The sequence below is a fragment of the Tateyamaria sp. Alg231-49 genome (assembly GCF_900143535.1).
GTDB lineage: Bacteria > Pseudomonadota > Alphaproteobacteria > Rhodobacterales > Rhodobacteraceae > Tateyamaria.
In genome coordinates, this window is sequence record NZ_FRFA01000003.1 from 365,284 (window position 1) to 390,686 (window position 25,403).

25 protein-coding genes, 1 tRNA gene and 1 riboswitch are annotated in these 25,403 nt (G+C 56.2%); of the genes, 13 read left to right on the plus strand and 13 right to left on the minus strand.

Features of this window, described 5'->3' with window-relative positions; all coding sequences use genetic code 11:
- Positions 1 to 17: 17 nt before the first annotated feature.
- The 3 genes from DHN60_RS07750 to DHN60_RS07760 are packed head-to-tail and all read left to right on the plus strand — an operon-like array spanning position 18 to position 3,215.
- Positions 18 to 998 (plus strand): thiamine ABC transporter substrate binding subunit, encoded by a 981-nt coding sequence (locus DHN60_RS07750; RefSeq protein WP_108836691.1) that lies wholly within the window; start codon positions 18 to 20, stop codon positions 996 to 998.
- Positions 974 to 2,536: a thiamine/thiamine pyrophosphate ABC transporter permease ThiP gene (locus DHN60_RS07755; protein WP_108836692.1), complete on the plus strand. Its 1,563-nt coding sequence runs from the start codon at positions 974 to 976 to the stop codon at positions 2,534 to 2,536. Before DHN60_RS07750 ends, DHN60_RS07755 begins: the two co-directional genes overlap by 25 nt.
- Positions 2,523 to 3,215: an ATP-binding cassette domain-containing protein gene (locus DHN60_RS07760; RefSeq protein WP_108836755.1), complete on the plus strand. Its 693-nt coding sequence runs from the start codon at positions 2,523 to 2,525 to the stop codon at positions 3,213 to 3,215. The genes DHN60_RS07755 and DHN60_RS07760 overlap by 14 nt, the downstream gene beginning before the upstream one ends.
- Here the strand turns inward: DHN60_RS07760 and DHN60_RS07765 are convergent.
- Positions 3,204 to 3,644 (minus strand): 6,7-dimethyl-8-ribityllumazine synthase, encoded by a 441-nt coding sequence (locus DHN60_RS07765; RefSeq protein WP_108836693.1) that lies wholly within the window; start codon positions 3,642 to 3,644, stop codon positions 3,204 to 3,206. The two genes, DHN60_RS07760 and DHN60_RS07765, sit on opposite strands and share 12 nt — an antisense overlap.
- Positions 3,645 to 3,723: 79 nt before the next feature.
- Positions 3,724 to 3,883: riboswitch (FMN riboswitch) on the minus strand.
- Between the two features lie 61 nt (positions 3,884 to 3,944).
- Between DHN60_RS07765 and DHN60_RS07770 the strand changes: the two genes are divergently transcribed.
- From DHN60_RS07770 to DHN60_RS07790, 5 genes are all read left to right on the plus strand, one after another.
- Positions 3,945 to 4,562 (plus strand): FMN-binding negative transcriptional regulator, encoded by a 618-nt coding sequence (locus DHN60_RS07770; protein WP_108836694.1) that lies wholly within the window; start codon positions 3,945 to 3,947, stop codon positions 4,560 to 4,562.
- A gap of 59 nt (positions 4,563 to 4,621) precedes the next feature.
- Positions 4,622 to 5,224 (plus strand): glutathione S-transferase, encoded by a 603-nt coding sequence (locus DHN60_RS07775; protein WP_108836695.1) that lies wholly within the window; start codon positions 4,622 to 4,624, stop codon positions 5,222 to 5,224.
- Positions 5,225 to 5,565: 341 nt separating this feature from the next.
- On the plus strand, positions 5,566 to 6,129 hold the full coding sequence (petA, locus tag DHN60_RS07780) for a ubiquinol-cytochrome c reductase iron-sulfur subunit (RefSeq protein ID WP_108836696.1): 564 nt from the start codon (positions 5,566 to 5,568) through the stop codon (positions 6,127 to 6,129).
- Between the two features lie 14 nt (positions 6,130 to 6,143).
- The gene (locus DHN60_RS07785) at positions 6,144 to 7,487 is read left to right on the plus strand and encodes a cytochrome b N-terminal domain-containing protein (protein ID WP_108836697.1); all 1,344 of its coding nucleotides are present in this window, start codon (positions 6,144 to 6,146) and stop codon (positions 7,485 to 7,487) included.
- A 13-nt stretch (positions 7,488 to 7,500) separates the two neighbouring features.
- Positions 7,501 to 8,289, plus strand: a complete 789-nt coding sequence (locus DHN60_RS07790; RefSeq protein ID WP_108836698.1) for a cytochrome c1 — start codon at positions 7,501 to 7,503, stop codon at positions 8,287 to 8,289.
- Positions 8,290 to 8,490: 201 nt separating this feature from the next.
- Here the strand turns inward: DHN60_RS07790 and mtaB are convergent, their stop codons facing one another.
- Together mtaB and dapF are read right to left on the minus strand one after the other, a co-directional pair.
- Positions 8,491 to 9,738 carry a tRNA (N(6)-L-threonylcarbamoyladenosine(37)-C(2))-methylthiotransferase MtaB gene (gene mtaB / locus DHN60_RS07795; protein ID WP_108836699.1) on the minus strand — a complete coding sequence of 416 codons (1,248 nt, stop codon included), beginning with the start codon at positions 9,736 to 9,738 and terminating at the stop codon, positions 8,491 to 8,493.
- The gene (gene dapF, locus DHN60_RS07800) at positions 9,735 to 10,574 is read right to left on the minus strand and encodes a diaminopimelate epimerase (protein WP_108836700.1); all 840 of its coding nucleotides are present in this window, start codon (positions 10,572 to 10,574) and stop codon (positions 9,735 to 9,737) included. The genes mtaB and dapF overlap by 4 nt, the downstream gene beginning before the upstream one ends.
- 98 nt (positions 10,575 to 10,672) lie before the next feature.
- Here dapF and DHN60_RS07805 point away from each other — a divergent pair.
- The 5 genes from DHN60_RS07805 (at position 10,673) to DHN60_RS07825 (ending at position 13,332) form a co-directional block, all read left to right on the plus strand.
- Positions 10,673 to 10,748, plus strand: a tRNA-Lys gene (locus tag DHN60_RS07805).
- A 204-nt stretch (positions 10,749 to 10,952) separates the two neighbouring features.
- Complete coding sequence (locus tag DHN60_RS22485; RefSeq protein WP_199913643.1) at positions 10,953 to 11,276, plus strand: AlpA family transcriptional regulator; 324 nt, start codon at positions 10,953 to 10,955, stop codon at positions 11,274 to 11,276.
- A gap of 25 nt (positions 11,277 to 11,301) precedes the next feature.
- Positions 11,302 to 12,510, plus strand: coding sequence for a PriCT-2 domain-containing protein (locus tag DHN60_RS07815; RefSeq protein WP_108836701.1), 1,209 nt, complete (start codon positions 11,302 to 11,304; stop codon positions 12,508 to 12,510).
- The gene (locus DHN60_RS07820) at positions 12,494 to 13,114 is read left to right on the plus strand and encodes an AAA family ATPase (protein WP_108836702.1); all 621 of its coding nucleotides are present in this window, start codon (positions 12,494 to 12,496) and stop codon (positions 13,112 to 13,114) included. Before DHN60_RS07815 ends, DHN60_RS07820 begins: the two co-directional genes overlap by 17 nt.
- 14 nt (positions 13,115 to 13,128) lie before the next feature.
- Positions 13,129 to 13,332: a hypothetical protein gene (locus tag DHN60_RS07825; protein WP_159089149.1), complete on the plus strand. Its 204-nt coding sequence runs from the start codon at positions 13,129 to 13,131 to the stop codon at positions 13,330 to 13,332.
- 78 nt (positions 13,333 to 13,410) lie between these two features.
- Here DHN60_RS07825 and DHN60_RS07830 read toward each other — a convergent pair whose 3' ends face one another.
- The 10 genes from DHN60_RS07830 to DHN60_RS07875 form a co-directional block, all read right to left on the minus strand.
- A complete protein-coding gene (locus DHN60_RS07830; RefSeq protein WP_108836704.1) occupies positions 13,411 to 14,103 on the minus strand; it encodes a hypothetical protein in 693 nt (230 codons plus the stop codon).
- Between the two features lie 55 nt (positions 14,104 to 14,158).
- Positions 14,159 to 17,296, minus strand: coding sequence for a type I restriction endonuclease subunit R (locus DHN60_RS07835; protein ID WP_108836705.1), 3,138 nt, complete (start codon positions 17,294 to 17,296; stop codon positions 14,159 to 14,161).
- Positions 17,293 to 18,264, minus strand: coding sequence for a DUF4268 domain-containing protein (locus tag DHN60_RS07840; RefSeq protein WP_108836706.1), 972 nt, complete (start codon positions 18,262 to 18,264; stop codon positions 17,293 to 17,295). Before DHN60_RS07840 ends, DHN60_RS07835 begins: the two co-directional genes overlap by 4 nt.
- Positions 18,257 to 19,144, minus strand: coding sequence for a DUF6615 family protein (locus tag DHN60_RS07845; protein WP_108836707.1), 888 nt, complete (start codon positions 19,142 to 19,144; stop codon positions 18,257 to 18,259). Before DHN60_RS07845 ends, DHN60_RS07840 begins: the two co-directional genes overlap by 8 nt.
- Positions 19,141 to 20,469 carry a restriction endonuclease subunit S gene (locus DHN60_RS07850; RefSeq protein ID WP_108836708.1) on the minus strand — a complete coding sequence of 443 codons (1,329 nt, stop codon included), beginning with the start codon at positions 20,467 to 20,469 and terminating at the stop codon, positions 19,141 to 19,143. The genes DHN60_RS07845 and DHN60_RS07850 overlap by 4 nt, the downstream gene beginning before the upstream one ends.
- Positions 20,462 to 22,024: a class I SAM-dependent DNA methyltransferase gene (locus DHN60_RS07855; protein WP_234423567.1), complete on the minus strand. Its 1,563-nt coding sequence runs from the start codon at positions 22,022 to 22,024 to the stop codon at positions 20,462 to 20,464. The genes DHN60_RS07850 and DHN60_RS07855 overlap by 8 nt, the downstream gene beginning before the upstream one ends.
- A gap of 97 nt (positions 22,025 to 22,121) precedes the next feature.
- Positions 22,122 to 23,048: a GIY-YIG nuclease family protein gene (locus DHN60_RS07860; protein WP_108836709.1), complete on the minus strand. Its 927-nt coding sequence runs from the start codon at positions 23,046 to 23,048 to the stop codon at positions 22,122 to 22,124.
- 127 nt (positions 23,049 to 23,175) lie between these two features.
- The gene (locus tag DHN60_RS07865) at positions 23,176 to 23,799 is read right to left on the minus strand and encodes an HNH endonuclease (protein WP_108836710.1); all 624 of its coding nucleotides are present in this window, start codon (positions 23,797 to 23,799) and stop codon (positions 23,176 to 23,178) included.
- Between the two features lie 215 nt (positions 23,800 to 24,014).
- On the minus strand, positions 24,015 to 25,106 hold the full coding sequence (locus DHN60_RS07870; RefSeq protein WP_108836711.1) for an alpha-hydroxy acid oxidase: 1,092 nt from the start codon (positions 25,104 to 25,106) through the stop codon (positions 24,015 to 24,017).
- A partial coding sequence (locus tag DHN60_RS07875; RefSeq protein WP_234423568.1) for a thiamine pyrophosphate-dependent enzyme occupies positions 25,106 to 25,403 on the minus strand: 298 nt, incomplete at its 5' end. The genes DHN60_RS07870 and DHN60_RS07875, both read right to left, overlap by 1 nt.

Below are 25,403 nucleotides of genomic sequence, written 5' to 3' on the forward strand. Positions count from 1 at the left end.
CTTTATTGGAGGATGCGATGAAGTATCTGATGACAACTGCTGCTGTGCTGGCTGCCAGCGTGGCTTGGGCTGAGACGCCCGTTCTGACTGTATATGCGGGGGATTACTTTACCTCCGAATGGGGTCCCGGCCCCAAGATCGAAGCGGGTTTCGAAGAAATCTGCGAGTGCGATCTGGAGTTTTCCACGGGCGATTTGATGCCGCGCCTTTTGCTTGAGGGCGCGCGGACCAAGGCTGATGTGGTCATTGGCCTGACCACCGACGTCACCGCCAAGGCCCGCGCCACTGAACTGTTTGCCCCGCACGGGCAGGACAACAGCGCGCTGACCCTGCCGATTGTGTGGGACGATGAGATTTTCCTGCCCTTCAACTACGGCCACACAGCGTTCATTTATGACGAAACCCGCATAGAGACACCCCCGGCCAGTTTTGCGGACTTGCTGGCGATGGACGACGATATCAAGATCGTCATTCAGGACCCGCGCACGTCGATCTCGGGCCTTGCGCTCGTGTTGTGGGTGCAAGCGGTCTACGGAGACAAGGCAGCGGACGCTTGGGCGCAGTTGTCGCCCAAGATCCTGACCGTAACCAAGGACTGGTCGGCCAGCTACGGTTTGTTCACCGATGGTGAGGCGGATATGGTTCTGAGCTACACCACTTCACCCGCCTATCACATGTTCGCTGAAGAGGATTTCACCAAGAAGGCTGCGATCTTCCCTGAGGGTCACTATTTCATGGCAGAGACCGTGGGCAAAGTTGCCGCCACGGATCAGCCGGAACTGGCGGATGCTTTTATGGCATACGTGATGAGCACGGATTTCCAGACGTTGATCCCAACGGCAAACTGGTCGCTGCCGTCTGCGCTGCCAGAGGATCAGTGGCCCGAAGGTTGGGCGCAATTGCCCCTGCCGGAAAAGGTGCTGTTCTATTCGGAAACTGAGGCGGCAGAGGTGCAGGCACAGGCCATCGAGACATGGCGCGCCACACTCAGCCAATAAAAACTTCGACGCTCACGGGGCCAATCGCGGCGGGATCGGTATTCTTTCTGATCCTAGCGGCGCTGGCCGCCGTGGCGTCAAAGGCCCAATGGCCCGTGACATTCGGTGTCGCGGATTGGGCCGCCTTGCGCTTTACCGTATGGCAGTCGTTTCTGTCGGCCTTGGTCAGCGTCGTGTTTGCGATTCCTGTGGCGCGGGCCTTGGCACGCCGTCGTTTTGTCGGGCGGGGGCTGCTGGTCACCTTGCTGGGTGCACCGTTTATCTTGCCGGTGATTGTGGCCGTGATGGGCCTGCTCGTTGTGTTTGGCAGGTCCGGATGGGTCAGCCAGGGGCTGGGGCTGTTCGGATTGCCGCCACTGTCCATCTATGGGCTGAACGGCGTCGTACTGGCCCATGTGTTTTTCAATCTTCCCTTGGCCACGCGCCTGATCCTGCAAGGTTGGCAGGCGATCCCGGCAGAGCAGTTTCGCCTTGCCGGGCAGTTGGGTTTGCCCCCTGTGGTCGTTTTTCGCACGTTGGAATGGCCCGTTTTGCGGCAGGTTGTACCGGGGGCATTTGCCCTGATCTTTGTCATTTGCCTGACCAGCTTTGCCGTGGCGCTCACCCTTGGGGGTGGGCCACGTGCGACGACGATTGAGTTGGCCATCTATCAGGCCTTCCGCTTTGAGTTCGATCTGGGCCGCGCCGCGATGCTGAGCCTTTTGCAACTGGTTGTGGCCGGGTCAGCGGCGGTGGCGGCGTTGTGGATGCTGCCACCTATCGCGGCGCAAATGGGCCGCGACCGCCCGGTGCAACGTTGGGATGCGCGCGGAGCGGGGCTGCGCGCTTTGGACACGATGTGGATCGGTCTGGCGGCGACGTTTTTACTGGTGCCGTTGGGCGCGATCGCGGCCTCCGGGCTGGCCGGATTGGGCCAGATGCCGTCGCAGGTCTGGTCTGCGGCCTGGACGTCCGCGTGGGTCGCGGCACTCAGCACCGTGGTGCTTGTTGCGTTGGCCTTGCCCATCTCGATGTGGCTGGCACAAACGCGCTGGGGCGGGGCGGAGGCGTTGACGCTTGTCGGCCTTGCCGCCTCTCCGCTGATGATTGGGACGGGGTGGTTCATCCTGATCAATCCATTTGCCGCGCCAACGCAGTTTGCGCTGATCGTAACGGCACTGGTCAATGCGATGATGTCCCTGCCCTTTGCAGTGCGTATCCTGATGCCTGCGATGAGACAGGTGATCGCGGAATACGGACGCCTGAGCGCGAGCTTGGGTCTCTCTGGTTTGGCTTTGTGGCGCATTGTCGTGCTGCCGCGTGTTCGCGCGCCGCTGGGTTTTGCCGCTGGCTTGGCAGCCGCCCTGTCGGTCGGGGATCTGGGCGTTGTGGCCTTGTTTGCGGACGGGGATCGCGCAACGCTGCCATTGCAGATGTACCGGTTGATGGGCAGCTACCGGACGGATGCGGCCGCGGGGGCAGCCTTGTTGCTGCTGACACTGGCACTGGGGATGTTCTGGGCGTGCGATGCGTGGGGGCGACGACATGCTGAAGGTTGAAGGATTAAAGATCAGTTTAGGCGGCTTTGCATTGCAGGCCAGTTTCGAGGTGGATGCAGGTCAGCGAGTCGCTGTGATTGGGCCGTCGGGCGCGGGAAAATCGACCCTACTTGGGGCGATTGGAGGGTATATCCCGTCTGAGGGCCGCATCGACGTGGGCGGGAAAGATGTAAGCAACGCCGCCCCGGACCAGCGCGGCATCGCGATGCTGTTTCAGGACGGGAACCTGTTTCCGCACCTGACGCTGGCACAGAATGTCGGGCTGGGCTTGCGCCCGTCCCTGCGGTTGACCGATGGCGAACGGGCACGCGTTTCCGAGGCCCTTGATCAGGTTGGATTGGCTGCGTTTGAGGCCCGCAAACCGGGCGACGTCTCTGGTGGGCAGCAAAGCCGAGCGGCCCTTGCCCGCGTGCTGGTACAAGGCAAGCCGCTTTTGCTGCTTGATGAACCCTTTGCTGCCCTTGGCCCGGCCTTGCGAGGGGAAATGCTGGATCTGACAAGTACGGTTGCACGGGATACAGGCGCGACCGTTTTGATGATCACCCACGCGCCCGAAGACGCGGAACGGGCGGCAGATCATGTGATCTTTGTGGACGAGGGGCGGGTTGAACCGCCCCAGCCCGTGTCCGAGATCATGTCAAACCCGCCCCCTGCTTTGCGCGCCTATCTAGGCCGCTGAGCGCAAAGCCTTCCGTGTGTCGAGGATGCCAAGTGCGGCTTGCGCGGCCTCGCGTCCCTTGGTCACAAAGTGGTCTGCATAGATCGTCTTGTGATGCTCCGTTTCCTGAAACTGGTGCGGCGTCAAAGACACGGACAGAACCGGCACTCCGGTTTTCAAACCGACCTGCATAAGACCATCCACCACAGCGGAGGCGACAAAGTCATGTCGGTAGATACCGCCATCCACAACTAGCGCGGCACATATGATAGCGTCATAGCGCCCGGATTCGGCCAGGGTCTGGGCCATCAGCGGCATCTCGAAAGCGCCGGGAACGTCATAAGCATCAACCTGAGACGGCAGGATCAATTCGGTAAAGCCCTGATAGGCACAGTCGACTATGTCGGCGTGCCAGCGGGCTTTGACGAATGCGAAGCGGGTGTGTGTCATCGGTTTTCTCCTTTAGGTTCAGACACGTCACCCAAGGCGATTGCGCACAGAGACGCGCACCATTGTGGGTGCGGCAACTGCACGTTCTCTTTCATCCGGACTATGACCGTCGGCTCAGGCTTCTCACCTGATCTGCTGGACCCTCGTCAAAGACGAGGCGCTCGCGGGCTGGCAGATCACCAATTGATGTGGGCCTGCATACCGCCGGTGGGGAATTTCGCCCCGCCCTGAGAACAGCACAAGGTTGCCAAGTTGCACGTCCCAAGGCAAGAGGGACACGACGTAGAACGGACCAAAACCATGCACCCAAACCCCGTGTTTCATGACCAGACAGCGCAGGACAACATTGCCTTTGCGCGCGAGCGTGCCTTTGGCATTCTCGCCATCAATCATGATGCTGGCCCTGTGATGGCGCATGTGCCGTTCCTGATTGATGAGGATGCGGGCCATTTGCATCTGCACCTTGTCCGCTCCAACCCGATTGCCCGCGCCTTGAAATCGCCACTGCCGGCACGGATCGCCGTGAGCGGGCCGGATGGATATGTCTCTCCCGACTGGTACGAAGTCACGGATCAGGTGCCCACGTGGAACTATGTCGCCGTGCATCTGACCGGCACTCTGGAACTGCGCCAGCACGAAGAGATGCGGGCCCTGTTGGATCGTCAGTCAAAACACTTTGAAGATCAGTTGGCGCCCAAAGCCCCTTGGATGACCAACAAGATGACGCCTGAGGTACTGGACAAGATGATGCGCCAGATTGTGCCCTGCCGGATGAAGATCGAGGGTGTCGATGGCACATGGAAACTGAACCAGAACAAACCCGATGACGTTCGGCTGCGCGCGGCTGACTATATGGATGCCTATGGGATGGGCAGTGAGGCGCGGGCGCTTGCCGCCCTTATGCGTGGGGCCAAGTAGCCGACAGTGGACAGCGGCAGCGGCTCTGCTAGGGTCCGGCAAAACCGAAAGGATCCGTAATGAAGCTGTATCACTCCCCCGCTTCACCATTTGTGCGCAAAGTCGTCGTTTTGCTTCATGAATTGGGCAAGGCCGATGACGTTGAACTGGCCACGGTCACCACTACGGCGCTCGCGTCGGACGCAAACCTGATGGCTGCGAATCCACTGGCGCGCCTGCCCGCACTGGAGCGACCCGAGGGCGTGACCTTATATGACAGCCGAGTGATCACAGCCTTTCTTGACGACCTCTATCAGGGTGGGATGTACCCCGAAGGCGGTCGCCGTTGGGAAACGCTGACGCTGGAGGCCACTGGTGACGGGATCATGGATAGTGCCGTGTCCATGGTTTATGAAATCCGGCTGCGGGATCCCGAGCAAGTGTCCGAACCTTGGATCGAGGCGCAGTGGGGCAAGGTGGAGCGCGGTCTCGATGCGCTCAACACCCGCTGGATGAGTCATTTGTCCGGGCCAGTTGGTGCCGGGCATATCTCGGTTGCTTGCGCGCTTGGATACCTCGATTTTCGCCATGAGGCCCGGGATTGGCGGCAAGGGCGCGCGATGCTTGCAGCCTGGTATGAGGGATTTTCGGCGCGACCCTCGATGGCCGCCACGGCCCCCTGAACGGCGCGATCTGCATAACTTTCCCAGCCCCAAAACCCACAACGCAGCCGAATCGTGGGTTCAAGGCATAAAAACAGGGGAATCGGATAAGCACTGGTCGCGCACCGGCCCTACACACCCTGTGCGCCAACCGTACACTCGCCCCGGGATTGACGGTGCGGCCGGTCCTTGAGTCTAAACAAAGGGTTAAACCCTTCACCCTGCGACCACGTGCGGCAGATTGCACGCTGGACGTGGCTCGCCGACGACGCTAGATAGCTCGACAACATTGGTGACGCTTTGCGCGTGGCCGGATATGTCATTGGCCCTTCGGGGTCGCTTGGAAACTGGAGAAAACCCCCGTGTCCCACGCAGAAGAAGAACACGACGGCGAACGCCGCGATTTTCTGTACTACGCCACAGGTGGCGCAGGCGCAGTCGTTGCCGGTGCCGCAATCTGGCCCCTGGTCAATCAGATGAACCCCTCGGCTGACGTTTTGGCCCTGTCATCTATCCGGGTTGACGTCAGCACAGTGGAACCGGGTACACAGTTGACCGTCAAATGGCTGGGCAAACCCGTCTTTATCCGTCGCCGTACGGAAGAAGAAATTGCAGCCGCCCGCGACGTTGAGATGTCCGACCTGCCAGATCAGGGTTCAGAGAACGCGAACGCCCCATTGGGTGCGGATGCCTCTGACGAAAACCGGTCGCTCGACGAATCCGGTGAATGGCTGGTGATGATCGGCGTTTGTACGCACCTTGGCTGTGTGCCTCTGGGTGATGCGGGCGACTTTGGCGGCTGGTTCTGCCCCTGCCACGGATCACACTATGACACATCGGGCCGCATCCGCCGCGGGCCCGCACCGCGCAACCTGCCGGTGCCTGTCGCAGAATTCGTGGACGAAACCACGATCAAATTGGGTTAAGGGAGAGCTGTACCATGGGTGGAATTCCTCACGACCATTACGAACCAAAGGCAGCATGGGAAAAGGGGCTGGCAAAGCGTCTTCCTATCGTAGGCCTTTTGTACGACACATTGATGATCCCCACGCCCAAGAACCTGAACTGGATGTGGATCTGGGGCATTGTTCTGACGTTCTGTCTGGCGCTGCAAATCATCACCGGCATCGTGCTGGTCATGCATTACACGCCGCATGTGGACTACGCGTTCTCGTCTGTTGAGCACATCATGCGCAACGTGAATGGTGGCGCGATGCTGCGCTATATTCACATGAACGGCGCGTCGCTGTTTTTTGTTGCTGTGTATGCGCACATCTTCCGCGGTCTCTACTACGGCTCTTACAAGGCGCCCCGCGAAATCACGTGGGTGATCGGCATGCTGATCTACCTGTTGATGATGGGCACGGCCTTTATGGGTTACGTTCTGCCTTGGGGGCAGATGTCTTTCTGGGGTGCGACTGTGATCACCGGCCTGTTTGGCGCGATCCCGTTCATCGGTGAATCACTGCAAGCCTGGCTGCTTGGCGGGCCTGCTGTCGACAATGCCACGCTGAACCGGTTCTTCAGCCTGCACTATCTGTTGCCCTTCGTGATTGCCGGTCTGGTGATCGTGCACATCTGGGCCTTCCACACCACGGGCAACAACAACCCGACCGGTGTTGAGGTGCGTCGTGGCAGCAAGGAAGAAGCAGAGAAAGACACACTGCCTTTCTGGCCCTATTTCGTGATCAAAGACCTGTTCGCTCTGGCCGTGATCCTTGTGGTGTTCTTTGCAGTTGTTGGCTTTATGCCCAACTTCCTTGGTCACCCGGACAACTACATCGAAGCCAACGCGCTTGCGACACCTGCACACATCGTTCCGGAATGGTACTTCCTGCCCTTCTACGCGATCCTACGTGCCTTCACTGACGAAGTCTGGGTCGTGCAACTGGCCGGGTTCCTGACCGGTGGCATCGTAGACGCCAAGTTCTTTGGTGTGATGGCGATGTTCGGTGCGATCGTGGTTCTGGCCCTGTCGCCATGGCTCGACACGTCGTCGGTTCGTTCGGCGCGCTATCGTCCGATGCTGAAGTGGTGGTTCTGGTTGCTGGTCGTGGACTTCTTTGTCCTGATGTGGGTGGGCGCGATGCCTGCTGAGGAGCCATTCAACACGATTTCCCTGATCGCATCGGCGTACTGGTTTGCCTACTTCCTCGTCATCCTGCCATTGCTTGGCGTGATCGAGAAACCGGAAGCACAACCTGCGACCATCGAAGAAGACTTTGCCGCACATTATGGTGGCGACGATGCGGGCGCCGCCCCATCGACGCAGCCAGCGGAATAAGGAGAGACTGCAGATGTTTAAGAAACTTGCAGCAAGTGTGGTGGCAGCGGTCATGCTGTCCACCAGCGCATTCGCCGCTGGCGAGGCGACAGGTCACGTAGAGAATGTTGATTTCTCCTTTGACGGTCCGTTCGGGTCCTATGATCAGAACCAGTTACAGCGCGGATTGCAGATCTACACCGAGATTTGCGCCGCCTGTCATGGTCTGAAATTCGTGCCTCTGCGCACGCTGGGCGATGAGGGCGGCCCTGCCCTGCCCGAGGATCAGGTCCGTGCCTATGCGGAGTTCTACGAGGTGTTTGACGCCGAGTTGGACGACTTTCGGACGGCCACGCCAAGTGACCACTTTCCGGCGTCCGCTCTGGAAAATGCGCCTGACCTGAGCCTGATGGCAAAGGCGCGCGCTGGGTTCCACGGCCCCTACGGTCTGGGCATCAACCAGTTGATGAACGGTATTGGTGGCCCTGAGTACATCACCGCCCTTTTGACCGGCTATACCGGTGAAGAGAAGGAAGAGGCGGGTTCGGTTCTGTACGAAAACACCATCTTCCCCGGTGGCTGGATTGCCATGGCACCTCCTCTTTATGGAGATGACCTCGAATTTGCAGACGGTCACGCCACAGACCTGCATCACTTGTCCGAGGATGTCTCTGCATTCCTGATGTGGACAGCTGAGCCGAAACTGGTGGCGCGCAAGCAAGCTGGATTTGTTGGCGTGTTGTTCCTGACAGTTCTGTCAGTGCTGCTGTACCTCACAAACAAACGCATCTGGGCGCCTGTGAAGTCGCGCTACAAAAAGTAACGCCAACGCCCTTTGAAATTTGAGAGAGCCCTGCCAGTCGGCGGGGCTTTTTCTTTTGTGGGGTGGCGCAGGGCACCTAAGCCTTACGGGGCGTCGCCTTGGGGCCACCTTCAGAGGGGCTCTGCCCCCGCGCTGACGCGCGTCCCCGGGATTTTCAAATCAGAGAAGGGACCTGTAAGACGCACGTGTCGTACGCCCGGGTCAGGCGACGAGTTGTGTGTCTGTGTGCGCCGTAATCGTCGCGCCGACAATCGCGCCTTCGTCCTGAACCGTTTCGAATACGACCTCGCAGAACTGCTCGGTCCGGCCCATGGTCGGGCTCTCCATCAACACGCGGTGGGTTTTGCCAACCTGTTTGGACAGGTGCTCGGTGACTTGCGCCTGCCCGGCCGCACGCAGACGCGCGGCGCGTTCCTTGATCAAAGTGCCATTCACTTGCGGCATACGCGCTGCCGGAGTGCCGGGGCGAGGTGAATAGGGGAAGACGTGCAGCCATGTCAGGTCGCATTCCGACACAAGGGCCAGCGCATTTTCAAAATGCGCCTCGGTCTCGGTCGGGAACCCTGCGATGATGTCCGCCCCAAAGGTCATATCTGGGCGCAGTTTGCGGGCCTCTTGCGCGAACTGGATGGCATCGTCGCGCAGGTGCCGCCGTTTCATCCGTTTGAGGATCAGATCATCCCCGTGTTGCAGACTGAGGTGCAGGTGCGGCATCAGCCGATCCTCGGTCGCGATAGCCTGCATCAGAGCCTCATCCACCTCGATCGAGTCGATAGAGCTGATCCGGAGGCGCGGCAGGTCCGGCACCAGTTTCAGGATGCGCAGCACAAGGTCGCCCAATCGGGGCGTTGATGGCAGATCAGCCCCCCAGGACGTCAGATCAACACCTGTCAGCACCACCTCGTTGAACCCGCGATCCAAGAGCCGTTTGATCTGGTCCACGACGACACCGGCAGGGACGGACCGCGAATTACCCCGCCCGAACGGGATGATGCAAAAGGTGCAGCGGTGATCACAGCCATTCTGGACCTGTACATAGGCGCGGCTGCGGGTGCCAAAGCCGTCGATCAGGTGTCCAGCGGTTTCAGTCACAGACATGATGTCATCGACCTGAACCGGCTCGGTCCCGAAGTCTCCGGACAGCGACGCCCACGTACTGGCTTGCATTTTTTCAGTGTTACCGATGACGGCATCGACTTCGTCCATTGCGGCGAACGTGTCAGGCTCTGTCTGTGCCGCACAGCCCGTGACGATCAGCTTGGCGTCCGGATGGGCGCGGCGCAACTTGCGGATGTCCTGACGCGCCTTGCGCACCGCCTCTGCCGTCACAGCGCATGTGTTGATCACGACTGCATCGCGCAGGCCAGCTTGCTCGGCCAGTTCCTCCATCGCCTTGGTTTCGTAGGCATTGAGACGACAGCCGTGGTTGGAAAAGACAGGCGCCTTCATAGCCCGTCCAGAAAGCTTTGGGTCAACACGCCGTCGAAGACGTGTGCAGTTGGTCCCGACATCCACACGCCATCGGCGCGCCAATCGATGTTGAGCGTACCACCATCCAGATCAATGCGCACTGTGCGCCCTGTCAGCCCCTTGCGCGCGGCAGCCACAGCCACAGCACAGGACGAGGAGCCAGAGGCCAGAGTGATCCCTGTGCCGCGTTCCCACACCCGCATGCGGATATGATCTGGTCCAATAATCTGGGCGAATTGTACGTTGGTGCGTTCGGGAAACAGCGGGTGATGTTCGATCTGAGGCCCGCGCGTTGCCAGATCAATTGCGCTGACATCCTCGACAAAGAAGGTGCAATGCGGATTGCCCATGCCTGTGGCCACCGGGGCGCCGTCGATCGGCAAGGCAAGCGTGTCCACATCAGAAGCCAGCGGGATGTCCTGCCAGTTCAGAATCGGTGCACCCATATTGACGGCTGTCACCTTATCCGCGTCGCGTACCGCTTGCAGGGACCCACGCCCGGTGATGGTGATGTTGAGGCGATCAGCGCCGCTTTGCGCCATTTCGCGAGCTGCGATGCAACGAGTCGCATTGCCACACGCCGCAGAGTGCGACCCGTCCGCGTTGTAAAAGGTGATCGTCAGATCGTCGCCCTCGGTGATCAGCGCAAGCTGATCAAACCCCACACCACGATGCCTGTCAGCCAGCGCACGAACCAGTGGCGCGTCCAGCGACACAGGCTGCGCACGCGCGTCTACAACGACAAAATCGTTGCCCAACCCATGCATCTTCATGAAAGGCCATTGAGAGGAGAGTGGATCATGCATTGCGCGCATATAACGCCACGCATTTGGGGAATCCAGTATGTCGCAGAAAATGAGCGCAGAATCGGCTTGACCCGACTGCCCACCCTTTCTAGATAGGCCGCCTAGTGGGGCCGTTAGCTCAGTTGGTAGAGCAGCTGACTTTTAATCAGCGGGTCGCAGGTTCGAACCCTGCACGGCTCACCATTAGTTTCAATAAGTTACCGCCAATACGTGGTTGCGAACGTGACGGTCGTCACACACCCTTCACACACCGTTCTTTGAAGTAACGCGTTCTCATCGCCAGGTCTTCGCATTTCCACACTGCAGCAAAGATCGTTCCTTTCGCCCCCATACAGGGAACGATGTGCAGTCCTTAGGTTTCTTTCAACGCGAGTGAAGGAGACAAGCATGACAGCAGCAGCCAATATGAACACAAACCTTGAGGATGTGTTCCGCCAACTCGACCGGAGGCTTAGCCCCGAGCATCGCTTTGCTGATGCCTTAGTGCAGATGGAGCGTGACCTGTCCGCGATACCGATGCGTATCGATGATGATGCTCTCTATTCGACCAAGCAGACAGCCGCACGCCTGAGTATCTCGCACCGAACGCTGGAAGGATGGAGATCGCGGGGTAAAGGGCCGAAGGTTACCAAGTTGCTGGACAACAGCGGTGTACGCTATCGGGGCAAACACATTAGGGAGTTCATCGAAGCGTGCGAGGCGTGGGCTTGATGGGCTGCGAAAGGAAAACGCTGGCATGAAGCGCGTGCTCCCCGAAGGTCCCGTCTGGGAACGCGCTAGGGCCGAAAAGAACTGGTCCGTCGCAGGCATCGGCGAAACCAAGGTGCCGGTCAACGCGCGGGCAGGCATCCCAATGGACCGCGAAGCCGCATCCTTCATGACCTTCGAGGCCGCAGCGAAAGCCGCCAACGCCCTCAAGAAACGGGTCGGCGAGATCAACGCGCACATCGATCAGATCAATGCCAGCCGCTCCCCGGAAAAGCAGTTCAACCAGCACATGACTTTCGAGGTGGCATACCTGCCCCGTGACGGCAGCTCCCTCGTCGTCGGCGACTTCGATAAGGTCCGCGATCCAGACACAGGGGAAATCATCGCCGACTGGCTCCAGCCGTTGATCGATGACCCCGAAACCTATACCGAGATCAGCGTCTCCGGCACCGGACTGCACATCCTGACCGCACGGCACTCCGATGACCACGGCACGAGAGAGCGCAACGGCGCTGGCCTCTACGCCAGCAACGCGCGGTTCATTGTCCTGACGTTTAATCACCTCGAAGGAACGCCGACGCTTATCAAAGGCGCGCTCCGCGCGCGCCAAGTGATAGAGCAGCGCACAGGCAAAGCAGCCCGCATCGTCAACGCAACCGCCAAGCTCGGAGCAGCGCTACCAGAAGACCAGCACGACGCATCCCTGATCCCAGACATCCTCCGCACCCTGGAAAACCCAAATCAGGATTACGATGAGTGGGTCCGCATGGCGCACGCCGTCTGGGCAGCAGCGCAAGACGCGGACCCAAAGACCGCCTTCGAAATCGAGCAGGCCTTCTATGATTGGTCGGCGAAACTAAACGGCGAAATCAACGACGACCCAACACGCCTCTGGAACAGCATCAAAGGCGTCAGGGAGATCGGCCCCGGCTCTTTCTACTACAAGGCCCGTGAGCTGGGCTGGACGCCCTCAGCCCGCCGCAACCCGCCGCCAATGCGAACAACAATGCATAAGTGGATCGACAAGGCATTCGACGGTGACGAGGAGGCCCTCCAGCGCATCGCGCGGTTCATGCTGACCTCCCACAATTCTGAGGACGTGGCCTTCGTGATGATCACCGCCATGGCTCACTTCACCAAGATCGAGCCGATGAAAATGCTGCAATACGAAATAGCGCGCGCCGACAAGATCGCCGCCTCTGATATGGAGGAGGTCACCAATGGGCGTGGTGAATAGGAACGAAGATGCGGGATCACCCGAAGCCGTGTTCCGCAGGCAGGCAAACAAGATCGTTTCCGCCTTCGGCGAAATCCCTGACCGCGTGAAGCAGGAGGCCGAAGACTTCGAAATCGAAGCTGTCAGAGAAAACGGGCACTGGGTCTTCACCAAGGGCGAATGGACAGAAACCGTAGACGTATCCGGCAAACCCAAGGGCGAAATAGAACTGACGCCATACAAGGGACTGATGCCCTCGGACGAGTTCGTCGATGGATACACGCCAGCCGACTACCTGATCGATGGCATCATGCAGAGAGGATACGTCTACGCCCTCACCGGATTTACCGGACACGGCAAGACAACCGTCGCCCTCCGAATGGCCCACGATATGGAACACAGCGGATGCTTCGGGGACGTCGATAACGAAATCGAAAGCGGTGCTGTGGTCTTTCTCGCCGGAGAAAACACCGAGAACGTCAGGCTCCAATGGATGGCCCTCAATGCGCACCACGAAACAGAGCTTCGAGAGGAGGTGGAGGGGATGCGACAGACTTCCAAGAACGCTGCCACAGTCGACAAGTCTCTATTGCCCAAATGGGGCCGGTTGGGCGGGACTGACTAGCGATGGGAAATTCAATGTCAGATTGGTCAGCAGTCACGGCCACGCTCAAAGCCGCACATGAGGCTGAAGCCAGATTAACAGTCTCAATCCGGCATTCTGAGAAGATTGGCGCGCTGCCTCCCAAATTGATGTCCGCACAGCGGGACCTTTATGAAGCGAGACGGCTGCTTGCCTCTGGGATTTCGAACCTCAAAGAAAGCGCTGGACCAGGTTTTTGAACAGCCCGCCACTTGAAACTATTATGACACTGGATAGAAAGTTACACTGACACCTGAGATGATGTTCAAAGCTGCATCTTATGAAGCAGTAATTACGTCGTCCAAGGCGCTAATTTTTTGCCTCGATTTTTTCACCCAGTCGCTTTGAACTTCTACAAGTGCGCGCCAAGATGATGCAAAAGTGGAAGCTTTATCAGCCGCTTCGCTTTTTGCATGTCGTGCTTTCTCCTGAACGTCTTCCCATTCTTGGTCTGTGAAAGAATAATCTTCATCACTTTGGCTATGAGACGCAGGCCAATAAGCTGTATCTAAAGTATTCCCCAGTTCCTCGCGCGCTTCACGCAGCCTAGCCTTCGCGACCTCAATTTCATGTGCTTCGGTATCACGCAAAGTTTCTAGATACCAATTCAGTTTACCCGCGACAGACATATGAAGTCCGTAGGCTGTGTTATCGTCTATTGCAATTGGCTCACCGGCGGGGTCCCAAGTCGCATGCATGAGTGCTTGAAGCGTCTCATCCATCTCATTTTTGACCCGTTGAAACCGATCTATGGCTTCATTCACCCTCTCCGAGATGGTCTCCCGTTGGTTAATCATGGTTTGGAGACTTGTGTCCTTAACTTGCTTCCAGACGGGCCGAGCAGCGAAATACGCCGCCAAGATGGCCAGAACGCCTGCAATCAAAGTCTGGTAGCTGTAAACACAGCCAGCGAAAAGTCCCAGGCTATTTTGAGGTGTGTTGATGAAACCAGGGCAAAACATCTCGAACATTTCTTGCTTCCTAAAAAGAGAGTTGTGAGGGAATTTGGCTATCGACCTTGCAGCCTTAACTCCAACGAAGAAGAGTTTCTGCTTGGCTCAGCACTGTATTGATTGCCGAAGGCGCAAGGTCTGGCGGGTATCCGAACTTTTTGAGGATACGTCGCACAAGTACCCTTAACTTTGCGCGTGCACTTTCTTTGAGATGCCAGTCGACAGTCACGTTTTTTTGGAGTTGTTCGACCAACTCATGCGCGATGACCCGCAATTCGTCGTTGCCCATGGCCTCAACAGCGCTGTCGTTTTGAGACAAGGCGTCATAGAAAGCCAACTCTTCATTGCTCATACCAAGTTCTTCGCCCCGCTGAACCGACGCGTTAAGCTCCTTGGCCATGTCGATTAATTCTTGGATCATTTCCAGACTAGTGATGGCATTTGCATGATAACGGGCAACCGCTGCTTCGAGGCGCTCTGAGAAAGCTTTGGCTTCCACGACATTTTGTTTTTGACGCGAGTTTATTTCACCGGCCAGCAATTTGCGTAGAGCTTCCAACGCAAGATTTTTTTGTTTCATTTCTTGAATTTCAGACAGAAATTCATCTGACAAAACTGAAATTTCAGGACTTTTCATACCTGCTGCTGCGAGAACGTCGATGATGTTGGCATCAGCGATGGCTTCGGACATCAATTGTGCGACGGCAAATTCTTTTTCCCGTGTACTCATGCCCTTTTTGGGCGCAGTTTTAGTGAGACCTGCCTTCACCGCTTGGAAAAACCCGACTTCTTCCTTCACTTGCTTTGCATAGTCACTGGCTGATGCAAGAGCGAAGGCTTTTGAAACTTGCGAAACGAGATCTTGGAAGCGGTTCAACTCTTTGCGTTTTTCCTTCGCATTTCCGGCTCTGTCCGCACTATCCTTTTGCTTTCCCAAAGCCCATTCCATGGCGTCAGCCAGCGCGCTTAGGCGTTGTTGCGGGTTACCCGTAATGCCGTTGCCATAGTTGTGTCCGGCAAAAAAATCTCGGCATTGCTCAACATATTCCTGCAAAGCAGCAACGGCTTCTTCTTCGCTTATACCGGTTTGGTCCCGGTCAGTTGCAGTGTAGTTCTGCAAAGCCTTTTTGAGGTTTTGGCCGATGCCAATGTAATCAACGACCAACCCACCGGGTTTATCTTTAAAGACGCGGTTCACTCGTGCAATGGCTTGCATTAGCCCGTGGCCTCGCATCGGTTTGTCGACATACATTGTGTGCATAGATGGCGCGTCAAACCCGGTCAGCCACATATCTCGAACCAGTACGAGCTTAAGTGGGTCTTGGGCATCGCGTGCTCGTTTGGCGAGCAGGTCACGGCGTGTTTTACTACCGATATGTTGCTGCCAATCCAAAGGATCAGAAGCCGAGCCGGTCATTACAATCTTTATCGCACCTTCTGCATCATCGTCGGAATGCCAATCAGGTCTCAAGTCGATTATTTGGTTATAAAGGTCGACGCATATTTTGCGGCTCATGCAAACGACCATACCCTTGCCGTCCATAGCCTCAACCCGGGCTTCAAAGTGGCTCACTATGTCTGCAGCAACTTTTTCAAGACGAACAGGTGCTCCGACTAGCCTTTCTACACTACTCCAGCTTGCCTTGGCGCGTTCCTGTTCCGAAAGGGTTTCGTCGTCAAACAGAGCATCGATAGCGTCGTCGATCTGGGGCAACTTTTCTTGCTCTAGTTCAACACGCGCCAAACGGCTTTCATAATAAATCGGAACTGTCGCCTTATCTTCGACAGCGCGGCTGATGTCGTAGATATCAACGTACTCGCCAAAAACAGCGGGAGTATTTACGTCAGCGGCTTCGATTGGTGTTCCGGTAAAGCCTGCAAAGGAGGCATTTGGAAGCGCTTGACGGACATAGTGGGCGTAGCCGTAACGGCGTCCTCCGGTATCCCGGTTCAGCTTCGCATCAAAGCCATACTGACTGCGGTGGGCTTCGTCGGCCAGCACAACGATATTGCGACGGTCCGAAAGCATCGGAAAGTCTTCCTCCCCTGCTTCGGGAGAAAATTTTTGCAGAGTGGAAAACACTACGCCGCCAGACTGCCGATCAAGCTTTAAGCGAAGGTCGCCACGATCCTCGATCTGCTCAGGCGTTTGTCGGATCAGGTCCTTGCACATAGCAAATGTGGCGAACAACTGATCGTCGAGATCGTTTCTATCAGTCAGGACCACCACCGTTGGATTGCCCAAGGCTTCGGATCGGACCAAAAGACCAGCGAAGAACGCCATCAGAAAGCTCTTACCAGACCCTTGTGTATGCCAAATTACCCCAACCTTGCGGTCACCATCTGCGCTGGTGGCGTCAATCGCGCTGTTCAGTGCTTTGCGTGCTCCATGGAACTGATGATAGCCGCCAACGATTTTGAATGGACCATCACCTTTGTCGCCAAACACCGTAAAGTCACGGATGAGTTGCAAAAGATATTCCGGTTGAAATACCCCTCGTATCAACGTTTCCATTTCCTTGGGGCCTTCGGGCGTGAAATCGTCCTGAGCGCCCGTCACAGTGCGCCACGGCATAAAGCGGTCCTCACCAGCGCTAAGCGACCCAATGCGCGCCTGTAGCCCGTCTGAGGTAATCAGAACAGCATTTGTCAGGAACAGTTTGGGTATCTGCTGCTTATAGGTTTGCAGTTGGTTGAACGCATCGGAAATTGTGGCGTTCTCACTCGCTGCGTTCTTTAGCTCGACAACGGCAACTGGAAGGCCGTTGATAAAGGCTACAATATCGGGGCGGCGATTATGCCCGCCCTCGACGACAGTGAATTGATTGGTAACCGTCCAGTCGTTGTTACTCGGGTTGGCGAAGTCGATCAGCCGAACTTTGTCGCCTTTGATTGATCCGTCCGCGCGGCGATATTCCACATCAACGCCGTCAACAAGCAAGCGGTGAATGCGCCGATTTTCTTCGATTAAAGATGGGGTCTCGGATACTTGAACCTGCTTGATCGCTGCATCCAGTGCCTCTTGCGGAATATCAGGGTTCAACCGCATTGCCGCGTCTTGCAGAACATCGCTCAGCACCACTTCACCATAAGATCCACGGGCTTTTTCCGACCCATCTGGGCCAATCAGCATGGGATCGGCAAACGTCCAGCCTAACTCCTGAAAGAGCGCCAGAGCCGCTTGCTCAACAAGATCTTCGGTAAAACTCACAGCGTAGCCTCGCTGGTTAGATCCTTTACCCGACGAGCAAATGCATTGTGCATTTGTTCAAGCGCTGGGACGATCCATGTTAGCAATTCGTTCCAGCTACTTTTGTCTGAAAGGTCTTTCATTGGGTGAAAGCCTATGATGCGACAAGCGCGTCTTTCTGGGAGAGGCATCCACACGAGTTCAAAACCGATCTCGGCCTCAATCGCCTCGCGTTCTTCTTCAAGCTGCTCGAAGTAGGCATTGGCGTTGTCGTCGCCCAGATAAAGTTCAACACCGATGCGGTCTTCCCGCGTGTTTATGATGGCACCTAGGTGCATCCCCGAGCGACCGATTGAAAAGGTCGTCCAGTGCTGTGGCTGAGGCTTCTGAGACCTTAGCGTCTTATGACCGGCTAAACGCTCCTTCATAACTTCCCAAAATTCAAGCTGAAGACGCTTCGTCTCCGTGAGTGCTGCAGGCTCCATAGAGCGAGCGGAGCGTCCCACTTCGCGCTTCCAGTCGTTTGGTTTGGCCACAATGTTGAACTTGGGGGCGGCCACGCTGTCGCCAATACGCCAAAGTTCGATCTCCAGGCCAAAGAACTGGTGGTCTTCGCCTGAAATCTCGTTGAGCCAGTCGATGGCGGCGCGATGTTCTTCATGGAATTTGGCCGCGACCCAAACGCAAGTCTTGGCCTCTAGGCCTGCGGAGTAGGTTAAGATTTGCCCAAGGTGGGAGTGGTCGGTGGTCTCCAACTGGTTTTCGATAACAACCCAGCCTGCATCTGTTGCCCCGGTGTCCTTGCAAAGGATGTCGGCGCTGAACCGTCCAACCCGGCGTTCCTCTTGCTCGACCTCCAACGACATGTTGAGCGTTTCGCCCAGCAGGTTGATATTCTCTTCTTGCGCAAGCCAAGGGGTGAAATCACGATCTTCTTTAGACCATTCAACACGGAGATCTACGCGTTCTAGGCGGCCCAGCTTAGTCATAAAGTGCAACTTCACTAATTTCGACAATACCTCGTAGGTTCATTTCTTCCATAGAGTTCTCCAACAAATCGCGGCTATCTTCGCCTTCCCTTAGATGCTGCACCCAAGACGGTGAACTTTGTTGGGGTTCAAAGTTCATTTCTGGTCGATCTGCTTCGACATCACCTTCATCTTCTTGGCTAAGTGCAAAAAGCTGTTTTGCACCATGCGCCACTAAATTGGGTAAGGAGTTATCGACAGAGCGACTATCCCAACAGCAGGAGCAAACGAGACAGTTCCAAGGCACCATGGGGAAATCGCCTGGCTTGTTGTTTTTCCCCCACGTGGCATTTTTGACAGCTATCGCACTGGCTGCTGAAATCCCCCAATCACCAGAATGGTGTGGGAAGCAAGTTTTGAACCACCGACCTACATGAGGCCACCCCATAGCTTGCCTTAAGTCCAGCTTGTCGGAATTGTAAAAGGTGTAAATAGGAATAAGACCGTCACGGTAGTTTAAGAGAGTTTCGCATTGGTTCGGGTTCAACCTTCCCGTCGCCTTGCTGGCTTCCTTTTGACTATCGCTTTGGTGGAACAGCTTATCGTAATTTCCGCTTTTTTGGTAAATTCGCTTAGCTTGGATGCGCAGCCCAAATCCCTGACTTGGTCCACTCGAAAACCAAAACGCCCAATCGGCTCCGTTCGCACTCTCTTCGGCTTTAGTGTAGGCTTCGACGTCAAGGCCACGCCCCTTATGCTTTCGTGCAAGGTTAAGAAGCAATTCCTCTGTCGTTGTCTCTTCATTCCGAGGCAGTCCGAAGCGCTCGGCCTCCGACATATCGAACCAAACCTTATGTGCTTCTTTTCGGAATGAGCGACAGTAGTTGGGCACAACTTTCATAATTTCCCCTCTGTATCCTTCAGGCGAATTTCGCCGGAGATGAGTTTGGGTAGGAGGAGGTCGCGCATCTCGGCGAGAGTTTGGTTTTCTCGTTCGTTCGCTTGGCGTTTGTGCAAGAGTGGCAAACCAATACCTTCAAAGGCTTCCGCGCAGTTTCCAGGTAGCAAAACCTCGGCCTGCATCAATACTTTTGGTGGCACACGCTGATGGCTGTTTGATGTGCCAGTGACCATCGCGGCCATTTTCTCACGCATCTCATCTGAACGAAATAAGGCCTCAATTGTTGCCACCCCTAGGCCCGGTGCGGGCTTTAAGCATAGAAATTCTGTTGAGCAAATCTGGCGATGCTCGCCCGCGTTCTGGGGAACCCACACACGCTCAATGCGTGGGTTGAGCTTGGAAACTAGAAGTGAGTTTGCGGGAACTCCCGTCTTGTTGCTTTTGATCTCTGAGCCTAGTTCGCGCGTTGGCCAACTTGCTTTATCGAAGGAAGGCAGGCTGAAATGCTCGAATTCCTCGTCAAGGTGCTGATCTGGTTTGACCGACTGCTTTTGCTGTTCAACAACCGAGTTCAGCGGCCGGTATCGCCACCCTTCCGGCAAGCAATCATCACCCAACACCGCTGGAAAGAGCGGGGCGAGGGTGGCGGCTTTTTCGGGCGGGAAGGCGTGACCCACTATAGCAGTGGGTTCGGTGGCACCCTTCATCTGGCGGCGGGTGGGGCCGAAATCAACGAACCAATCCCGAAACAGCGCCCGCGCCATCTCTTCCAACGTCTCATTCATCCGCCGGTTCAGCTCGATTTTGTCGTCGAGTGAGGACAAAGAGGCCACGATTGCCTCCCGCTCGTCTCGCGGTGGCATAATGAAGCGAAATGCCTGAATTCGTGTTGGCGAAGTGTGTTTGACCGTTGAGCCGGTGTAGCTGCTGAGCACCTCGCTCCGATAAGCAGGTGTGCGCATCAGCCAATAAATGAAATCCTGACCAACGGCGTCGGACTTCATCACAACTTTACCAAGTCGTTGATTGTGTAGAAATGTTCTTGCTTCGACAGGAACAATTGCGGGGTAGCCAAGTGTATCTCCAGCTTTGCTGAGGTCGGTCATCGTCACCAACAGCTCGCCGCCCTGCAGGGTATAGTCAGGCTCATTCGGCCCGTCGTAGTACTTCAGTTTGTTGAATTGGAACCCACCACCGATGGCAAAGTTACCCGGTGTAAGAAGGACGTCTCCCGGCGGCGTGTCGCTGAAATACTGCCCTTTGAAGGCAAACCCGTGCTTTATTTCGACAAGGTCGCCTAGACTGGTTTCCTCCCAATCAGGCATTGCGCGACACCATATTCATAACTGATCTGATATGCTCAGATTTCTGATCTGAAGCGTCGAGTTGGGAGCGGAGAAGTTCCTTTAAATTCAAAAACTTCTCCTCAAAGGACACCCCATCATCTTCATCCTCAGCGGTCCCAACATACCGCCCCGGTGTCAGAACGTGATCGAACTTGCGGATGGTATCCAGTCCTTCTGACTTACAGAACCCAGGCGTGTCGGCGTAGCCCTCCCAGCCTTTCTCCTCAAGCGTCTCAGGCTTGGCGCGCCAGCGGCGGTAGGTGCCTGCGATCTGCTCGATGTCTTCGTCCGAGAACTCGCGCCGCACCCGGTCTACCATATGGCCCATGTTGCGGGCGTCGATGAATAGCACCTCTCCGCGCCGGTCCCTCAACCCGTTCACAGATTTGTCCCGCGACAGTATCCACAGGCAGACGGGAATTTGCGTCGAATAGAAAAGCTGCCCCGGCAGGGCGACCATGCAATCGACGCAGTCTTCCTCGATCAGGCGTTTTCTAATCTCGCCTTCGCCACTGGTCTGGCTGGACATGGAGCCATTGGCGAGCACAACGCCCGCATGTCCGCGCGGGGCGAGGTGGTGGATGATGTGCTGTAGCCACGCGAAGTTGGCGTTGCCCTTGGGCGGGACCCCGTATTGCCAGCGCAGATCCTCGGCCAGACGATCCCCGCCCCAGTCCGAGATGTTGAACGGCGGGTTGGCAAGGATGTAATCGGCCTTGAGGTTCGGATGGCTGTCTTTGTGGAAGCTACCAGCGCTATCCCAGCCGATATCCGCATCAATACCGTGAACGGCAAGGTTCATTTTAGCGAGACGCCACGTGGTGTGGTTGATCTCTTGGCCATAGACGGCAAGGTTTAGTGGATTGCCTCCATGCTCCTCGATGAACTTCTCGGACTGAATGAACATACCGCCGGAACCACAGCACGGGTCATAGACGCGGCCTTCGTAAGGCTCCAGCATTTCAACGAGGGTGCGAACAACAGAGCGAGGGGTAAAGAATTCGCCGCCACGTTTGCCTTCGGCGCTGGCAAAACCCGAGATGAAGTATTCGTAGACGCGCCCTAACAGGTCACGCGCCCGGTCGGCGCTATCATGCAGCTTGATGTTGGAAAAGAGATCGACCAGTTCGCCCAGCATTGTTTTGTCGAGCGTCGGGCGAGCGTAGGTTTTGGGAAGCACACCCTTGAGGCTTTCGTTGGTTGGCACCGCTTCAATAGCTTCCATCGCGTCATCGATGATTTTGCCGATATTTTCCGAGCGGGCGTTGTGCTGAATGTGCGACCAGCGGGCCGTGGGCGGCACCCAGAAGACGTTCTCAGCGAGATATTCCTCGGGGTCCTCTTCGTCCGCATATTCGTCATCAGAGAAGCGTTCATGGGTCGCTTGAAAGGCTTCTGAGATGTATTTTAGGAAGATCAGTCCAAGGGCTACGTGTTTGTACTCGGACGGTTCCAATGAACCGCGCATCTTGTCAGCGGCTTTGAAAAGTTCGGAAGCAAAATCAAGGTCGGATTGCCGGGTATCTGCGCTCATTAAATGTCCTTGCCTCTGTAAATTTTCTTTTCCTCAACCGTAGGTTTGCGAGGACAGCTTGTCGAGGCAGGTTCCACCTCGAAACAATGATTTTCCGCTAGTGGGGCTGCGTGTATTTGAAGGTTGCTATCCGCGCCATTACGTCCATGGCGTCAACACCAACGAAGACTTCCTGATTGTGTTGTGTGACGCACGCAGAAAAAGCTCTGTGAAGTTCTGCTTCAACAGCTTGCGCGGCTTGTTCCGAGGGGTACGGTTGCGTTGCTTTCAGTTCCCATAGTTTTTCCCCGCGATCAGGTAACCTACCGAGATTGTAGGCGTCGCGACGGCTCTGAGGATTGTGGCTGTACCCAATTTTTACAGCATCACCCAAAGTCAAAACATATACATACCAAAAGTCATGATTTTTTGGCTCCACGGAATATGGATTTCTATGCTTGTTGAGCAACTTGATTACTTGCCCTTCCATCGAGCTGAATTGAGGCTGCATAGGCTCAACTTCAATGGTTTGAAGCTCCATTAAAGAGGCAATCAATTTTGGGTCGCTTACTTCACGGATGGATGTGACGGCATCCATGTGGTGTGTTTTGTTGGTGTATCCTGTCAATTCGCGGAATAAGGGAAGGGTTTCAATTCCCCATATTCGCATAGCCCTTAAGGCGTATGGCCAACGATAGTTTCCGTCTTCATCAACATCCCACTCACTTTGGGATGTAATCCCAAAGTCAGTTGTGTCGGCTGTCGCGTGTGTGATCTGCCAAACACAGGCTACCCGGCCAGCAAGCTTCGGATCAATTGGTGCGCCCGAAGTTGGGGCGTTGGAAACGATCCCAAAGACTAAGTCCCCAGGTTGGCTGCGGTGAATGGCCATTGTCCGCGGACCCTTTCCTGTGAAGGTCATAGGATAGCCCTTAGAGGAACCCGCAGCGGAACCCCAAATATACGTATAGAAAACCCGGCGGCCCTCTTGTGTTCGTTCGACAAGTTTCTCAGAAGTAAGGGGCATCTGCTGCGGATTAGTCATGCGTTGTTTCCTTTTTTATTCCGCCTACGCAATTGATATGGTTACGATGCTCTTCAGTGGCTTTGGAATTTACGCCATTGGCTTTAGAGACTTGGCCTTCTTTTTCAAATACAAGACGCATTGGATGTCAGTCGTTTGTCCCTCTTTTTTTGAACTGTCTAAAGTGCACTTCGAGCAACGCCGGTGCGACGCTGTGATCAATCTCGCGTCCGTCGAGTTTTCCGTATGAAGTCGTCTTCAACTGTTCAGCAACCCGCAACCGGTTCGACTTTGGATCGATGCTCCAAAGCATTGCGTCAAATAACGAATGGAGGTCACGTCGTAGCAGCATCCCGTTGTCTGGATGATCCCATTTAGGATCGCCTGTATGTGGCATCACATGTGCTGCTTCGATTGCTTCAGGAATGGCACACCTGGAAACAGTGCAGTGTCCTTTATATCGAGCCATCAGTGCTTCTCGGAACTGTGCCTGTCCCGCTCGCGCTTTCTGCACCGTGGTCTTTCTGTCCCTTAATCCCGCCAATAAATCTTCTGTATGGTTTAGGACTTCGCGCTCCCAACCCTCGGGGTAACTATGGCGAACGTCTTTTTGAAGCTCGCGCGAATTTTCGTTTACGACACTGCAAAAGTCGGCGTAGTCGTCGTCTTCAATGAGGTAGACCGAACGGTGCCGGAACGTGCGCAGGTAATCTATAAGCCTACTGCCTGTCGCCTCCGTTTGGAGGTCACGAAACCCAAACGGTCGAAGCAAGAGTTCGACGTTGCGTAGTTCTAATGCGATCTCATCGCCTAGTCGATAACCATTGGGAGAGAAGAAAGCGTCAGACCGGGTTAGAAAGCATGGCGACCATCAAATGTTCACATCTGATCTGGTTTGATTGAAATCGTCTGCCAACCGGGCAGAAAGGCCAGATTGCTTAAATTGGGTTTGAGAGAGTTCAGTCACCGCGCACTTTTCCAAAGCGGTCAACCCAACTCAGTTCGACCTGTTTGCGCCATCGCACTCGATAACTCAGCACTGAGAATATCCCACAACCTGTGCAACCCCTCCTCGCCGGCTGCCGCGATGGCGAACTGCAGAATGCGGCCGAAGAAGGCAAAGTTTGCCCCCTGATCAAAGGCTTTCAAGACATCTTCGCCGTTGCGCAACCCGCTGTCGTAAAACAGCGGATATTCTGGCCCGACCGCTGCACGTATCCGCGCGAGCGCGTGGATCGGCGCGGGCGCGCTTTCCAACTGCCGTGCGCCGTGATTGGAGACCTGAATGGCATCGACGCCCTCTGACTTGAGTTGCTGAGCGTCTTCCGCGTTGGTCACGCCTTTGACAACCAATTGCCCCTTCCACAGATTGCGTAGGCCCTTGAGGGTCTCCCAATCCGCCTTGGCACGGCTTTCGGTCCGATCAAAGTCGAAACCGTCCATCTCAAAATTGGCCATCTGCGGGCGCCCTGCGGCCAGCGAGGTCAGGGACCAGCGCGGATGTAGTGCGAAATCCAGAAATTGGCGCGGTCCGATGCGGAACGGCATTGTAAAGTCGTGGCGCAATTCCCGCGGCCTTCGGCCGACTTCAGGCACATCGACGGTCACGACAAGGGTTGTATACCCTGCATCTTGCGCGCGTTTGGCCAGTTTGAAAGATCCAGCACCGTCGCCACTGAAATAGAGTTGGAACCATGCGTTTCCCTCTGCCACCTCGATCATCTTTTCCAGTGGGGTCGAGGCCACCGTCGACACGCCCACCGGCACTGAATCGCGCGCCGCCAGTCGCGCCAGCATGAGATCGGCGCCCGGTCCGGACAGGTTGCACATGCCCATCGGCGCGATCCCAAAGGGTCGCTTGGCCGTTTTGCCGAACAGAGGTACGTCTAGGGTGCGGTTGCTGACATCGCGCAGGATACGCGGCTCAAGGCATAAATCGTCAAGGGCCGCGCGATTGCGTGCGGCCCCCATCTCGCGGCCCGCCGCCCCGTCGATATAGTCAAACACCATCCACGGCAGACGGGATTTGGCCAAGCGCCGCGCATCCTCGCTGGAATGAATACGCGCGGCGCGGCTCATCAGCTTGCCACAGCCTTCATAAAGCGGTCTTTGATGACGACGGGGTCCATTGTGATCACCGGCAGCTTGATGTTGCCGCTGTCGCATTTCACCACGATGATCGTCATCTGCTTGCTGTCGATCGCCGCTTGCAAGGTCACGCCCGTGTCCACGTCCTGACAGGTGACAACGTTCTCGCATCCGCAGGCCGCGGCCACTTTCTCAAGCGCCGTCTTCTTGCCCGCATAGGTCGGCTGATCCCCGGTCGAGCCATACGACCCGTTGTCGATGATCATCAGGATGTAGTTGCTGTCTCTT

Excerpts from the sequence above, each read along its gene's own strand:
- DHN60_RS07830 (WP_108836704.1), bottom strand. The coding sequence starts at position 14,103 with ATGTTCGAGATGTTTTGCCCTGGTTTCATCAACACACCTCAAAATAGC.
- DHN60_RS07845 (WP_108836707.1), bottom strand. The coding sequence starts at position 19,144 with ATGAAAGTTGTGCCCAACTACTGTCGCTCATTCCGAAAAGAAGCACAT.
- DHN60_RS07820 (WP_108836702.1), top strand. The coding sequence starts at position 12,494 with ATGGGCGTGGTGAATAGGAACGAAGATGCGGGATCACCCGAAGCCGTG.
- DHN60_RS07750 (WP_108836691.1), top strand. The coding sequence starts at position 18 with ATGAAGTATCTGATGACAACTGCTGCTGTGCTGGCTGCCAGCGTGGCT.
- DHN60_RS07765 (WP_108836693.1), bottom strand. The coding sequence starts at position 3,644 with ATGACACACACCCGCTTCGCATTCGTCAAAGCCCGCTGGCACGCCGAC.
- DHN60_RS07825 (WP_159089149.1), top strand. The coding sequence starts at position 13,129 with ATGTCAGATTGGTCAGCAGTCACGGCCACGCTCAAAGCCGCACATGAG.
- DHN60_RS07785 (WP_108836697.1), top strand. The coding sequence starts at position 6,144 with ATGGGTGGAATTCCTCACGACCATTACGAACCAAAGGCAGCATGGGAA.
- DHN60_RS07815 (WP_108836701.1), top strand. The coding sequence starts at position 11,302 with ATGAAGCGCGTGCTCCCCGAAGGTCCCGTCTGGGAACGCGCTAGGGCC.
- DHN60_RS07775 (WP_108836695.1), top strand. The coding sequence starts at position 4,622 with ATGAAGCTGTATCACTCCCCCGCTTCACCATTTGTGCGCAAAGTCGTC.
- DHN60_RS07790 (WP_108836698.1), top strand. The coding sequence starts at position 7,501 with ATGTTTAAGAAACTTGCAGCAAGTGTGGTGGCAGCGGTCATGCTGTCC.
- DHN60_RS07755 (WP_108836692.1), top strand. The coding sequence starts at position 974 with ATGGCGCGCCACACTCAGCCAATAAAAACTTCGACGCTCACGGGGCCA.
- DHN60_RS07870 (WP_108836711.1), bottom strand. The coding sequence starts at position 25,106 with ATGAGCCGCGCCGCGCGTATTCATTCCAGCGAGGATGCGCGGCGCTTG.
- DHN60_RS07760 (WP_108836755.1), top strand. The coding sequence starts at position 2,523 with ATGCTGAAGGTTGAAGGATTAAAGATCAGTTTAGGCGGCTTTGCATTG.
- DHN60_RS22485 (WP_199913643.1), top strand. The coding sequence starts at position 10,953 with ATGACAGCAGCAGCCAATATGAACACAAACCTTGAGGATGTGTTCCGC.
- DHN60_RS07770 (WP_108836694.1), top strand. The coding sequence starts at position 3,945 with ATGCACCCAAACCCCGTGTTTCATGACCAGACAGCGCAGGACAACATT.
- dapF (WP_108836700.1), bottom strand. The coding sequence starts at position 10,574 with ATGCGCGCAATGCATGATCCACTCTCCTCTCAATGGCCTTTCATGAAG.
- DHN60_RS07855 (WP_234423567.1), bottom strand. The coding sequence starts at position 22,024 with ATGAGCGCAGATACCCGGCAATCCGACCTTGATTTTGCTTCCGAACTT.
- DHN60_RS07850 (WP_108836708.1), bottom strand. The coding sequence starts at position 20,469 with ATGCCTGATTGGGAGGAAACCAGTCTAGGCGACCTTGTCGAAATAAAG.
- mtaB (WP_108836699.1), bottom strand. The coding sequence starts at position 9,738 with ATGAAGGCGCCTGTCTTTTCCAACCACGGCTGTCGTCTCAATGCCTAC.
- DHN60_RS07840 (WP_108836706.1), bottom strand. The coding sequence starts at position 18,264 with ATGACTAAGCTGGGCCGCCTAGAACGCGTAGATCTCCGTGTTGAATGG.
- DHN60_RS07860 (WP_108836709.1), bottom strand. The coding sequence starts at position 23,048 with ATGACTAATCCGCAGCAGATGCCCCTTACTTCTGAGAAACTTGTCGAA.